Source organism: Luteolibacter yonseiensis, from assembly GCF_016595465.1.
Taxonomy (GTDB): domain Bacteria; phylum Verrucomicrobiota; class Verrucomicrobiia; order Verrucomicrobiales; family Akkermansiaceae; genus Luteolibacter; species Luteolibacter yonseiensis.
Genome location: NZ_JAENIK010000011.1, coordinates 884,741 through 898,765, shown reverse-complemented (window position 1 = coordinate 898,765; position 14,025 = coordinate 884,741). Strand labels below are relative to the sequence as shown.

General features: G+C 61.5%; 6 protein-coding genes. 3 read left to right on the top strand and 3 right to left on the bottom strand.

Annotated features, from left to right (window positions below; all coding sequences use genetic code 11):
• Positions 1 to 94: 94 nt before the first annotated feature.
• Positions 95 to 5,809: a lamin tail domain-containing protein gene (locus tag JIN84_RS13615; protein ID WP_200351590.1), complete on the top strand. Its 5,715-nt coding sequence runs from the start codon at positions 95 to 97 to the stop codon at positions 5,807 to 5,809.
• Positions 5,810 to 5,811: 2 nt separating this feature from the next.
• On the opposite strand, the gene JIN84_RS13610 is transcribed toward JIN84_RS13615, so the two are convergent.
• From JIN84_RS13610 to secG, 3 genes are all read right to left on the bottom strand, one after another.
• Positions 5,812 to 10,284: a DUF7133 domain-containing protein gene (locus JIN84_RS13610; RefSeq protein WP_200351589.1), complete on the bottom strand. Its 4,473-nt coding sequence runs from the start codon at positions 10,282 to 10,284 to the stop codon at positions 5,812 to 5,814.
• A gap of 134 nt (positions 10,285 to 10,418) precedes the next feature.
• Entirely contained in the window at positions 10,419 to 11,699 is a 1,281-nt protein-coding gene (locus JIN84_RS23430) for a rhomboid family intramembrane serine protease (RefSeq protein WP_200351588.1), read from the bottom strand.
• Between the two features lie 15 nt (positions 11,700 to 11,714).
• Positions 11,715 to 12,251: a preprotein translocase subunit SecG gene (gene secG, locus JIN84_RS23285; protein WP_200351587.1), complete on the bottom strand. Its 537-nt coding sequence runs from the start codon at positions 12,249 to 12,251 to the stop codon at positions 11,715 to 11,717.
• 151 nt (positions 12,252 to 12,402) lie between these two features.
• Here secG and JIN84_RS13595 point away from each other — a divergent pair, with 151 nt between their 5' ends.
• Together JIN84_RS13595 and JIN84_RS13590 are read left to right on the top strand one after the other, a co-directional pair.
• Positions 12,403 to 13,545, top strand: a complete 1,143-nt coding sequence (locus JIN84_RS13595; RefSeq protein WP_200351586.1) for a HupE/UreJ family protein — start codon at positions 12,403 to 12,405, stop codon at positions 13,543 to 13,545.
• A 19-nt stretch (positions 13,546 to 13,564) separates the two neighbouring features.
• On the top strand, positions 13,565 to 14,008 hold the full coding sequence (locus JIN84_RS13590; RefSeq protein WP_200351585.1) for a hypothetical protein: 444 nt from the start codon (positions 13,565 to 13,567) through the stop codon (positions 14,006 to 14,008).
• The last annotated feature ends 17 nt before the right edge of the window (positions 14,009 to 14,025 follow it).

The window sequence follows — 14,025 nt, the reverse complement described above, 5'->3', positions numbered from 1 at the left end:
CCAGACGGACCACCCCACTCGGGGAGTTTTTCCAATCACGTCCCGTTTGTTGGAGAAACCATCGGAAACCGGCGTATCATTTCCCTTCAAACCCATGATGTTCCACACCCGCCTCGCGCGACTGGTGAGCCTTGCCGCGCTCATTTTCCAGCCCCTGACCGCAGCCCCCGTGTCGATCGGAGACTTTTCCTTCGAAGGAAACACCCTGACATCCGGAGGGTATAGCAGCGCCATCGGCCCGGAATGGACCGGCACGGGTGGGCCGAACAACGGAAGCTCCTTTGAAGAGTACATCAATGGTTTCTCATCCGATGGCACGGATCACCTTGGCATGGTCCAGGATTACGACGTGTGGCAGGATCTCGGTGTCACGTATCAGGTGAACACACGCTACACTCTCACCGTCGGAGTAGGGAACCGATCCGGCCTGACGTCTCCAGGCAACCAGACCCAATACCTGCTGGCGGATTCCACCGGGGTGGTGAGGGCCACCGGCTCCCACAGTGTTTACGGCACCGTCCCCGCGGGCACCTTCGCGGATGCGCCGCCATTGGTTTTTGATACGCAGGCCAATCCTTCCGCGGTCGGCAAAACCATCCGGATCCTCCTCCGCGCCCGCGGCGAGGGCAGGTCCCATTTTGACAACATCCGGCTGGATGCCAGTCCTCTGTTCCCTCCGGGATCGGCGGTTCTGTCAACGCTGCCCGCCACCGGAATCACCGCGGCGACGGCGACATTGAACGGAGAAGTGACATCTGTCGGAAACTCCGCACCGACGGTCACCATCTTCTGGGGAAGCTCCTCCGGAGCCAACGTTCCGGCGGATTGGCAGCACAGCACCACCCTCACCGGCACCCAATCCGCCGCTTTTTCCACCCAGATCGGCGGACTCGCCGCGAACACGACCTACCATTTCATCGCCCGGGCGACGAACGGCGCGGGTGATTCCTGGTCAAACGAGGAGTCGTTCGAAACCTCGCCGCTCCCCCCGACCGTCGTTACGGGAAACGCCACCAACATCGGTTCGCGCGGCGCGAGCCTGGGTGCGGTGATCACCGCGAACGGTGGGGAATCTCCGGCAATCACAATTTACTACGGGACCACCGACGGAGGCGATACTCCTGGCGATTGGCAGGCTTCCATTCCTCCGGGTTCCATCGACAGTTCCGGCAAAGGCACCGCCACCGGACTGCAGGTCGCCACACCGTATTTTTTCAGGGCTTTCGCCGCGAATTCGGGCGGCGGTTCGTGGGCGTCCAACACCTCCACGTTCACCACTCTGTCCATCACGTCCGCCCAAGTGGAAAACGCGGCTCCCACCGGCATCACCGGCACGACCGCCACCCTGCGCGGCGAGGTGACGGATGATGGCAACGATCCTCCGGACATCACCATTTTCTACGGCCTCACCGACGGAGGGACCGATCCCGCATCGTGGACCCATTCCGCGGCGGTGGGGGTGGATGGGGGAAATTTCACCCGTTTTGTCGCCGGACTCACCACCAACACCACCTATTATTTCCGCTGCCGCGCCATCAATGGGGCGGGCACCGCATGGGCGGACTCGTCCGACACCTTCGCCACCACCTCTCTGGTGAACTCCACGCCGGTCATCAATGAAATCCACTACCATCCTGACGACGATGCCACCCTCGGCCCCATTCCATTGGAATTCGTCGAACTGCATAATCCAGGCGACTCGGCGGTGGACCTGGCGAACTGGAAGCTTGCCGACGGCATCACCTTCACCTTCCCCTCGGGGACCACGCTCAATCCCGGCGGCTACATTGTCATCGCCCAAGATCCCGCCACCCTACTGGCGAAGTACGGAGTCTCCGCCCTCGGCCCCTATGGCGGCAAACTTTCCAACAGCGGGGAAACCATCGAACTGCGTGACGCTTCCAACAACCTCAAGGACACGGTATCCTATCAACAAGGATTCCCGTGGCCGACCTCGGCCGATGGCGCCGGCTCGTCGATGGAACTCGTCAACGCCGCTTTGGACAACGATGTCGGCGGATCATGGCGTTCATCCAATTCCCCTGGCACGGCGGAGGTTTCCTATATTTCTCCCTCGTCCGGCGGTTGGAAATACAAACGCGGCACCGCCGAGGCGTCCGCTCCGGTGGCGGCTTGGCGCGACTTCGGCTACAATGACGCGGCATGGAGCTCCTCCACCGCGCCCTTCGGCTATGGCGGTTCCTACACCATCGCCACCAATCTGAATGCCGGCAATGCCATGCGGAACGTGCACCGCACAGTTTACTATCGGAAGAATTTCACGATGGCGTCGAACCTTCCGACCCGGATCAGCCTCAGTATCCGTCACGACGACGCGTTCGTCGCATGGATCAATGGAGTGGAAGTGGCGCGAAGCGTAACCGCCCCGTCCGGACAGATTCCCTACAATTACAGTGGCTCGATAGATGGGCACCCCGCCACGGAGTGGGAGACATTCACCTTCAATACCGTGGTCAATGGAGAGAACATCCTGCGCGGAGGCACCAACGTGCTGTGCGTCCACTCGCTCAACGAAAGCACCGGCAGCAGCGACTATTTCTTCGATGCCGGTCTGTTCAAACCAGCCGTCCCCAATGACACGGCCCCCACTCCGGGCGCGGCGAACTCCTCGCGGATCACCACTCCCCTTGTTCCACCCCAGATCCGCCAGGTGGCCCACACGCCGCAGCAACCCGTTGCCAACGTGCCAGTCACCGTCACCGCCCGCATCACCGATCCGGACGGAATGGGCGCTGTTTCGCTTTCCTATCAGCTGGTGGATCCCGGAGGCTACATCCGGCTGACGGACTCCAACTATCTGACGAATTGGACGAGCGTGCCGATGGTGGACAATGGAACCAACGGCGACGCCGTTGCGGGCGATTCGAATTTCACCGCCGTCCTTCCCGCCTCCCTGCAAACGCACCGCCGCCTCGTCCGCTACAGGATCAGCTTCGCCGACAGCCTTGGAAATCCGCAGACCGTCCCCTATACCGATGACGAGCAGCCGAACTTCGCCTACTTTGTTTACAATGGAGTGCCTGCCTGGACAGGCACCATCCGTCCCGGCGCACCCACGGTGACCTATCCGGTCTCCGGTTTGCCGAACGTGCGGACCTACCAGCTCATCGCGGATGCGACCGACGTCAATAACTCGCAATACTCCGGCGGATACAACGGCATGCGTTTCCGCGGCACCATCGTTTACGACGGCATCGTCTATGACCACATCGAATTCAAGAACCGGGGCATCGGTTCGACCTATCAGGCGGGGAAGAACAAGTGGAACATCTTCTTCAACCGCACGCGTGATCTCGTGGCACGCGACAACTGGGGAAGGAAATACGCGGAAACGTGGAACAACCTCATTCTGAACGCGAACGCCGCCCCCTGGGCACCGGTGAACCGGGGAGCCGCCGGTGTCGAGGAAGCGTCATCGGCCCGGATCTTCGAACTTGCCGGAAACACCAATTTCCGCACCCACTACGTGCATTGGCGGGTGATCGACGATGCGGTTGAAACCTCGCCCGCCGATCAATACACCGGCGACCTGTGGGGCCTCTACCTCGCCATCGAACCCACCGAAGGAAACTTCCTGGACGAACGGAATCTGCCGGACGGGAATGTCTACTCCATCGAAGGCGGTGGTGGTGACAAGAAGCATCAGGGCGAGGGACAGCCTGTCGATTCCTCGGACTGGATCACCTTCCGCAACAGCCTGGCGGCCGGCGGACAGACCGAGGCATGGTACCGGGCGAACATGGATCTCGACAAACTCTACACCTTCATGGCCATCAACCGCCTGATCGGGAACGTGGATGTCCGTCCCGGAGACAACTACCGCTACTACCATCGCAGTAGCGACAACAAGTGGGAGATCCTCGGCTATGACTTCGACATGCAGTTCATCCCCGCCCACCATTGGGGTGGTACGATGGATGGCGTGACCGTCGCCGGCCAGCCCACCAGCATCCTCGCCATCATGCGGCATCCGGCGCTGGCGCGGGAATACCGGAACCGCTGCCGGGAACTGATGGACCTGCTCGCGTCGGACGGAGCAGCCGACGGCGGACAGATCGGCCAGCTTCTCCACGAGTATGCCTCGCTGGTGAACCCGACGGGGCAGACCGTGACATGGGCGAATCTCGATGCGGCGGTGTGGAATCTCAATCCCCGCACGACCGGCGGGCATTCCGGAAATTTCTACCGCGCGAACATGACCGACAGCCGCGGCGGACTCGACGGCACCGTCAGCACCGGCTCATGGATACGGACTCTGGCGGATCCCGATGGCGACGGTTTTTCGGACTTCCCGAACCGTATCAAATGGTTCGTCGATTTTTCCACGAACACCTACCCTGCGGGCGCCGCGCCGTGGGTCCGCAAGGCAACCTACACCGCGGGCGGAGGAAACGACCCGGACGTGAACCGCCAGAAAGGCTACGGCTACAAGTATCTCGAATGGGAATCCCTTTATGGCGGCTATGCGAATGCGAACGTCGAGCCGGGCACCGCGCCGAACAACGATTACCCAAACACTCCCACCCTCACCGCCACCGGCGATCCCGGTTTCCCGACCAGCGGTCTGGATTTCACCTCGGGCGCGTTCTCCGATCCGCAGGGATCCGGCACCTTCGCCGCATGGCAGTGGCGCATCGCCGAAATCTCGGCACCGGGCATTCCGGGTTACGATTCAAGCAAGCCATGCAAATACGAAATCGAGGCACTGGCCACATCCGCCCCCCTGACAACCGCTCCCGGCGCTTTCAGCATTCCGTTGGGTATGGCGGAAGCTGGAAAAACCTACCGCGTGCGCGTCCGGCACAAGGACGCCACCGGGAACTGGGGACATTGGTCCTTGCCCGTGCAGTTCGCCGCGACCGCCCCGGCCGTCCAGCTCGTCCATTACTGGAATTTCAACACCCCCGCTCCCCTGCTCACGCCCACCCGCACCAGCGGCGGCGGCGCCATCACCGTCAGCGGTACCTGGGAGTCCGGAACGGGCCAGGACTTCGCGGCGGCAAACTCCCGCCTCGGCAACGCCGCAGGCTCCCACCTGAGAGTGAACCTTCCGATCGGTCAAACAGTTGACATCAAGGCGCCCACGACCGGATTCGAAGACATCATCCTGCGTTATGAGACCCGCCGGTCCGGCCAAGGCGCGGGCACACAGACCGTTTCCTACACCTTGGACGGAACGAACTATGTTCCCTTCGAAACATTCGCGATCGCGGACGGCGTTCCGGAAGTGAAGGTTCTCGATTTCCGCAACCTGCCTGACACAGACAACAATCCCGCCTTCGCCGTGCGCGTCACCTTCCAGCAAGCCGGCGGCGGCACGGCGGGCAACAACCGCTTCGACAACCTGACGGTCGAAGGCAGGGAGCTTCCGGAACGCTATGCGAACTGGCGGATCGCCTCGTTCCCCAATCCGGCGGACCTCGCGGATGACAACATTTCCGGACCCCAGGCGAATCCCTCGGGTGATGGCGTGGAAAACCTGATCCGTTACGCTCTGGGGGTCGGACCGTATGATCCGGTGGCCGGGCTGCTGCCGGAGTTGCTGAAAAACGGCGGAAACCATGATTTCCGCTTCCGCTATGATGCGACGAAGCCCGACCTCATCTGGCGTGTCAAAGGAACGAACGATCTGACCACATGGCCAACCGTGTTGTTCGATTCACAAACGAGCACCATTCCACCGTTGGAGAATGGCTGGCTCGGCATCCCGCTACCCGCACCCGGCGGCGGGCAGGATGAAGGTTCCAAACTGTTCATCCGGCTGGAGGTGGAACTGGCGACACCCTGATATCATTTCTTCTTCAGGAACAACCCGAGTCCCGCCAACCCGATCACCGCGGCGGCCGCGAAGATCCATTTGCCTGGAAAACCTTCCTTGGAAAGATTGTCATATTTTCCGGACACCTCCTTGGAGGTGGTAGGGGATGCGTCCTGTGGAACAGAAGGAGCCACCAGGTCCGCCGCCACCAGCGGTGGCTTGCCGACCTCACCCCTGAGTGCGGTCACCGCGGAAGCATTCACCACCGGAGCGGAGTTGCCAAAAGAGTTTCTCACATAGGTGAGCACGGCTGCGATCTGCTCGTCGGTCTGGTAAGCGAGAGCGGCCATGCCTGCGGGGAAATTGTATTCCTGACCCTTCACCTTGATCGGTCCGTGCAAGCCGCGTAGCTGGATGCGGATGAGGTTTTCCTCCGGTCCAGTCACCCACTCGGAACCTGCCAGCGGCGGACCGGCGGCGGTGCCTTCGCCACTCTGGCCATGGCAGGCACCGCAGACCATGAACTGCTGCTGGCCGAGTTTCATCAGGACGGGATCGACAGCGGAGGTGCTTTTGTCGGCAGAAGCAGGAACGAGCAATGAGGCCGGATCCAGCGGGACCGGAGCCGCCGGTTTCGGCAGCTCACCACCCTTGTCGAGGCTGGCGAGCCAGGCGATGACGTCGCGCAGTTCCTCCGGCTTCAGCAAGCCGCCCATCGGAGGCATCGGCGAGGCGGGAGTGGTGACGGTGGCGATGTCGGCGCGGTTGATCCGAACGGCTTTTCCCGCCGCATCGATGTCGAGATGCTCCGGTGTGTCCGCGATGAGATTGCCTGTCAGGCTCGCGCCGTTCTTGAAATCCACCAGCACCGCGCCAAAGCCCGGAGCGATGACCGCCGCAGGGTTGATCATGGACTCGAGGAAATAACGGCGGTCCTTGTGGCGGTTCGCGATACCGACCAGGTTCGGGGCGGTTTCGCCACCGGTGGTGTGACCTTCCTCCGCACGGTGGCAACGCTTGCACTCGCTGGCCGGGTGCGAGGCGAAGAGGGCCGCGCCGTTCTCCGGATCTCCGCCTTCAAGCGAACTGTTCCACTTGGCAAGGGGGTCGCTGTTTTCCGCCAGGGATTTCTCAAGGGCGGCGAGCGCTTCCCTCACCGGCCCGGCCTTGCGTTTTTTCGCCGCGGCGGTGAGTTCGATGGCCGCCGGCGAGATGCCGTTCGCGGCACGCAGGGCTTCGAGCTGCTTGATGAAAATGGCATCCACGGCCTCACCCGGGACACCTGCGAGTATGTTCCATGTTTTCTGGGCACGTGGGGCGCTGCTGGAATTCGCGGCGGCTTCCAAAGCAGGCAGCGATTTCTCCGGCGAGAGTTTCGCCATGGCGTCCAGGGCGGTGAGAACCACCTCATCGGACGGGTCCGCCGTGATTTCCGTCAGAAAACCATCAAGGTTCCCGGGCTTGTGCCGGATGAGCAGATCCAGCGCGACGGCCCGGGCTTCGGCAGGCAGTTTTCCGTTTTTGATCAACCCGCGCAGGGCGTTGTCATCAAGTCCGGGGACCTCGAGTTTATAATGCTTCACCAGTCCGAGAGCGGCGGTGAGCACCGGACCGTCTTGTTTCAGAAGGCCCGGCAAGGCTTCCAGCAGGGCGGGCTGGATGGTGGAAAGTTCGCGTTTTTCCAATGGATTCCAATGGCCCGTCAGCTGGTCAACGGGAAATGGATCGGTCCAGATTTCCAACAGCCGCAAGGCTTCCAGCCGGACGATTTGTGGCATCGACGCATCCGCCGCGACCTTGAGCACCCGGACGGCATCTTCCGGAGTTCCCAGCCGGTAGGAGTTGTGGACAAGACGGCGCAACATGAACGGCGTCCATTGACGGGAGGCGGGATTGTCCAGCAACCCGGCCACTTCGGGACGGATGGAAACCATGTCCAGATCACAGATCGCGCGGATGGCCTCATCCGCGACTTTCGGATCCGCGTCACTGATGAAGTTGGAGATCAAGGGACTCTTGATGCGGCGCAGCGCGACCACCGCCGCAAGCCGGACGGCTGCGGACTCGTGTTCGGCCAGTCCGACGAGAAGGGTGGGCTTCGTGGCCAGTTGCTGGAGCGCGAAAATACAGGCATGGCGAAGGTAGACATCTCGGTTGTCATTTTCCGCCAGCAGATCGCAGATCGGTCCGTAGTAGCCGATCATCTTGCGCTTTCCGGCCAGCATCGCGGCGAAGAAGCGGACCCGCGGCGATTCATCCCCGAGCAGGGGTCCCAGAGGAATGCCGTTCGGATCGGATTTTGAATCCGCAAGCGCGCGCAACGCCTGGGCGCGGATCTCCGCATTCTTGTCAGCGAGGAGCGCGGTCAGCTTATCGTCCGCGGTTTTACCATTTTTCGCGTCCGGAATGGTGGCGAATTCGCTCTTCGGCAGCAAGGCCGCCCCGCGGCGTGAAATGACACCCAGCCCTTGGATGGCGTGGATGCGGACCATGAAATTCGAGGAGTCCGCCGCTTCGACGAGGCGCGTGACACCGTCCGGCTTGCGGGTCAGCGCGAGATGAGCCCGCAGGCGGATGCGGGCGTCCGGATGCTTCAGGAGATTCGCCAGCACCGCGGAACTGCGTTGCTCGAAGCCTTCCTTCATGATCTTCGCCGCACCGGCGGCATCCGCTGCCAGCCATGTGTTTTCGCCGGCATCCAGGGAAAGCAGGCGTCCGTCCTCATGAGACGCCCATCCGGTGATGAAGTCACTGATGTAAACCTTGCCGTCCCAGGAATACTCCACATCGGTGGCGGCCACTCCCCACAGGAACTGGCGCGAGTCGGTCATTTCCATGCCCGCGCCCTTCGGTTTCATCTCGAAGGACCAGATGCCGGAGTTCGCGCTTCCTCCCCGGTAGTCGGCAATGAGGAAACGTCCCGCCTCCCCCTCCAGGAATCCGGCACCCGGATTCGCGGTGAGGCCCGAGGGCCCGGAGGTCAGATGGGCGCTTGGCGGAAGAATATAGGCCGGTTGCGACGGATTCTGGAGCTCCCACATTTTCTCATCCATCCAACGGCTCGGAGGGTGGTCCTTCAGACCGATCTGGCGGTGGAACGTGTGCATCGCCTGATGCTCCATCTGCCAGCCGGAATCCCCGCCCTCCACCAGATAGACCACACGCGCGGCATCCCCCTGGTCGGAGTTGTTATCCACGCTGAAGGCATTCCCCAGAGCGTCGAAGGCGATCTCCTTGGGATTCCGCAGTCCGGTGTGGAACAATTCGAAACCCGTGCCATCCGGCTCGAAGCGGAACGCGGCGCCCTCGTTCGGATAGTCATAGGCCTTGCCCTCCTTGGTGAGCAGGCTCATCCCGCGGTCGCCCACGGTGCCGTAAATGCGGCCGTCCCCACCGAGGGTGAACCCGTTCAGGTCATGACCCGACAGGGAAACCCGTACGCCGAAGCCATCCGCCACGACATCACGCGCGTCCGCCTTTCCATCGCCATCCGTGTCGCGGAGTTGATAGATTTTCGGGATGCAGGCGAAATAAAGGCTGCCTTCGTAATAGAAAACCCCTGCGGCGGTGCCATCCAACACGTCATTGAAACCATCGGCGAAGACCTTGGACTCGTCGATCTTCCCATCCCCGTCCGTATCCGCAAGGCGGCGGACGATCTCGGTTTTTTTCGTTAGTTTTTCGATGGGAAGTTTTTCCTTCCACTTCTCGTGAAGCGCGCGGCGGTCGCTGGTCTTTTTCGCGGCGAGGTCGTCGAGATACCAATAGAGATTGTCCCGGTCGTCCTCGATCCCTTCGCGGAACCGGTGCGTTTCCGAAAGGTAGATACGGCCCTGGTCATCGAACGTGAGCGCCGTGGGCGATGTGACCTGCTGGTCCTTGTAAGTGGCTTCCACCTTCAGCGTGCTGCCGATCGGGATGTTCGCCCCGGCGACGACATCGGTGGCCTCAAGGCCTTCTACGAACGCCTTGCCCTCGCGGGTCGTGGGAGGAAACTTGTAGTTGGGATAGTCGGTCAGGACGATCTGGTCGATGGCGATGAATCCCCAGCCCGCGTCGTCGTCATCGTCCACCAGACGGATGACAGCCTTGCTTCCCTTGAGCTCGGTGACATCCCACAGGGCGGACGTGAAACGCAGGTTCTGTTTTCCGACGGATTCCCGCACCACCTTGCCGTCGATGACGAGCTGCGCTGCGGTTTTTCCGGCGGAGTTTCCACCGGCGATGAGGAAGGTGATGTAGGGTTCCGCGATGGTGAACTCCGGAGAAACCAATGCGCCCTTCTCGGAGGTGCCGCCATGGGTGGAGGAGGCGAAACTGTCGTTCGAGTAGGCGGTGAACGGCTTTTCCATGTCGTCCGTTTTTCCAGCGACAGGAGCCAGGCCGAACGCCGCTCCCTCGGTTTTCCAAGTGTCGAAACCATCCCCTTCGAAGGTCTGGAAAATCCGGGTGGCGGCCGGAAGGGATGCGGTCAGGGCCAACAGGGCGCAGGTCGTGCGGAACATGGATTTTGGGAAAAGGTTCTGATGCGGGCGGGAACGATGCGGGCCACTATCGGTGCGTGATCCCGGAATGCCAACCGTAAAGCGGACGACGGGGTTGCGGAAACCCACCGGGTTTTCAGCCGATGCCACAGGGTTCAGCCGGCGAGGACTCTCGCGGCGGCGAGTAGGGCGGATGCGACAAGCACGACCATCGCGGCACCACCCGCGATGCGGTCCGTCACGGTGGAACGCGGGCGGCGCGCCGAGGCGGTGGAAGGAAACACGATGACACCATAGATCATGCCCGCGAGAAGGCCTCCCGCATGCGCGGCATTGTCGATGTAGCGGTAACCGATGACTCCGATGAGCGCCGTCAGCAAGACACCGGCCGCCAACCTCCGTCTCGCACGCAGCGGAACGAGTTGCTTGTGAAGTGTTTCGAAAACCATCAGGAAACCAAGCCAGCCCATCAGTCCGCCCGAAGCACCTACGGAGGGAGCATCCACAAACCGGGCGGATGCCTCGCCACCGATGCAGGCGCTGAACAGGAAAACCAGAGGCAGGTGGGGCCAGCGGGCGAAGACTTCCAGACGTTTTCCCAGGTACAACAGGCCCGCGGCATTCATCAGGAAATGGACGATGTTTCCGTGGAGGAATGGTGCGGTGAACAGCCGCCACCAATCCCCTTCCAGATAGGTCTGTTTCTGAAGCCCTGCGGCGGCCGTGCCACCGAAGTGCATGAAAGTGCCGATGCCATCGCTTTTGAACTGCACGAGGATCTGTGCCAAAGCGACCAGCGAGATGAGAATCAGGAACACCTTGGTAAGCGGCGCCTTCTGCCACGCCAGCCATGTTTCGAAACGGATCGTGGGAGCGGCATCGGCGATGCCTTTTTCGGTCCAGCGGCCAAGTTGTTTGGAACGCTTGCGGGCCTGATACCACGGAATGAACGCGAAGATCACGAACATCAGCAAGGCGAGTCCGGACGACGTGGAACCAAGCATGGCGCGTGTGGCGAATGCCAGCTTGGAACCCATGTCCGGAACCACGCCCGACTGGGCCGCAAGCCGTCCGGCGTATTGGAAGCCTCCGTAAAAGGAATAAAGGCTGAACCCGACCAAGGCAGTGCCAAACCAGCGCAGCTTGTAACCCGCGTCATCCATATCCTCCCTCACCCAGCGGGACCGGGCGGTGCGCAATGCGTCGCCCATGCCCTTGAGTTCTTCCGCCAACATCATCCGCGGATGGTCCGGTGTCCAGACCAGCGCCAGACTGCCATCGTGATCATCACGGATCGCCTCGGTCAGCGCTTCCAGCGAATCGCACGAAACCCGTGATTTGACATCAACCCAGCCCCAACCGGCGGGAGCCTCTGGAAACGCATCCTCGCGAGCCCACACCGGAGCATCGGCATTTTCCAAATGGGCTTCGTTCACGCTGGTGAAAGAGCGTTACTGCTCCTTCGGTTTGTCTTCCGGAGCGACCGTCGCGTCCGCAGGTGCCGGTTCGGCAGGTGGGACGACTTGTTCAGGAGCGGCAGGTGCGGATTCCGGAGCGGGAACCGAGGCATCGGCAGGCACCTCCGCAGGAGCCGGGGTTTCAACCGGAGCAGGGTCGGCAGGAGGAAGCTCCGCCTCCAGCGACTTCGGAGCGGCAGGCTCCGCAGGCTTCACTTCCACGGTCTTCGGTGCGGTGTCCGCGGCCGTGACGGTGCTGATGGTCTTGTTTTTCTGACCGATCAAGACCGCAAGCACCAGACTGAGAATGAAGAAGAGCGATCCCAGATACACCGTGCCGCGCTGCAGGACGTTCGTCGTGCGGGCACCGAACACCTGGTCCGTCACGCCACCGCCGAACGCGGCACCGAGACCTTCCTGTTTCGGACGCTGCATGAGGATGACCAAGGTCATCAGCAAGCAGACGATCACGAAGATCACCAGCAGGAGATCGATGCTAATATTGAGCCAGTTGATCGCAAGAAAAGTCATGGGCGCGGGACTATGGGGGGCACTCCCGGCCTTGTAAAGCGGCGAGTTTCCGGAAATTTCACCTGAAAAAAACCGCGTAACAAGACATCCTTGGTTCGTGGTGGTCAAATCCGGACCTCCGCCCTACATCTCGCCACAAGTTTTCCCACGCATGAGATTCGCCCGACTTTTCGCCTGCCTGCTCTTCCTTGCCAGCCTCCTGCCTTCGGTCCGGGCCCATCAGGTGGCGTCGGTGGAACTGGAGTTTTTGAAACTCGATCACGAATGGCGGCTGTTGGGGGAAATGGACATCGCCTACATGCTGCCGGAAACGCGGGTGATCCCCGATGGCCTGCCCCTGAGCCGGGAGGCTGTCATGAAATCACCGCCGGAGGAACTGGCCCGCATCCGCAAGGAGACGGAAAACACGCTGCGCAAACTGCTGCGCTTCACCTTCGCCGGGAAAGACGTCGCCTGGAGGATCGAGTTCCCGGATTTTGAAAAGCAGCCGTTCGAACTGCCCGAGGAGGCGGGCGACATCGCGCTCCTCACCACACGGCTGCTGATCGATCCCCTCCCCGGCGCGGGAGAACTGCGCATCCACTGGGCCGGGGAGCAGGAGACGGAGCTGATCATCCTGATCGAGGAAACGGAGGAATCCGAAAATCCCCAGATCATCAGCACGCTTCCCGGTAGCAGCCTGATGCTGCTCAAACAGGAGTCATCGGGTGCCGCCGCGCCCATTGAGAAACCGGTAGCGGGCGGATTCCTGGAATCCGGATTCCGGCACGTGATATGGTGGGACCACGTGCTGTTCATCCTGGGCCTGTTCCTACTGGCCCCGCAGTGGAAACCGCTGGTACGGCAATCGCTGTTGTTCACCCTCGCCCACTCGATCACACTCGCGCTGTCGATCTTCGGATTCGTTCGTTTCCCGGAAGTGTGGATCGAGCATCTCGTCGCGCTGAGCATCGCTTGGATAGGTGTCGAAAACCTGCTGCTGAAGCGCCAGCTCGGAAAGCAACGGCTCATTTTCGTCTTCTGCTTCGGCCTGCTCCACGGGCTCAGCTATGCGGGCATCCTCGCGGAAAAGCTCAAGGGAATCTCCGGAAGCGGGTTGGTCGGACCGTTGCTGGGCTTCAACCTAGGAGTGGAGCTGGCCCAGATCGCCATTCTGGCGGTCGCTTTCATTCTCATCCGGCCTCTGAAAAAATACCTGCTGCAGGTGCGGATCATCGGCTCGGCCGTGATCGCCCTCATGGGAAGCGCGTGGTTCATTCAACGGGTGTTTTTTCCGGGCTCGCCGCTGTTTTGAAAACGATTGAAAAAAAACCATGGAAGCGATCGACAGGGATTTCCGACCACCCTTTTGGCGCATTGCCGGGCCACTGATGTTTTTTTTCGCCCTGTTGGTTGTCGCATCGGCCCTCGCCGGCACAACGTGGCCCGATCATCCTTGGCTGGCTGCTGTCACCGATTTGGCGGTCGTTGCCCACGCTGCCGTATCGGCGGTCCTGCTATCGGCATGCTTCTTCACAAGGCTGGCCCTGCACTCCAGCGGCCCCGCTTTGGATGTCACCATCCTTTTCGCGGGACTGGTGGTATTGAAACGCTCGGTCGCAGGGCGTTCATGGCATCCGGTTGCGACGCCGGGCGGCTCTCCGCCTGATGTCGAAGGCTCGGGCACGTATCGGATCGAAGTTGCGACAAACACGGGAAAGCGTGTCCTCGTTTTGGGACCATTCTTGTGCTGGCTCTTCAAAATCGAATGCCTGTGAGACAACGGGCTGCGGAA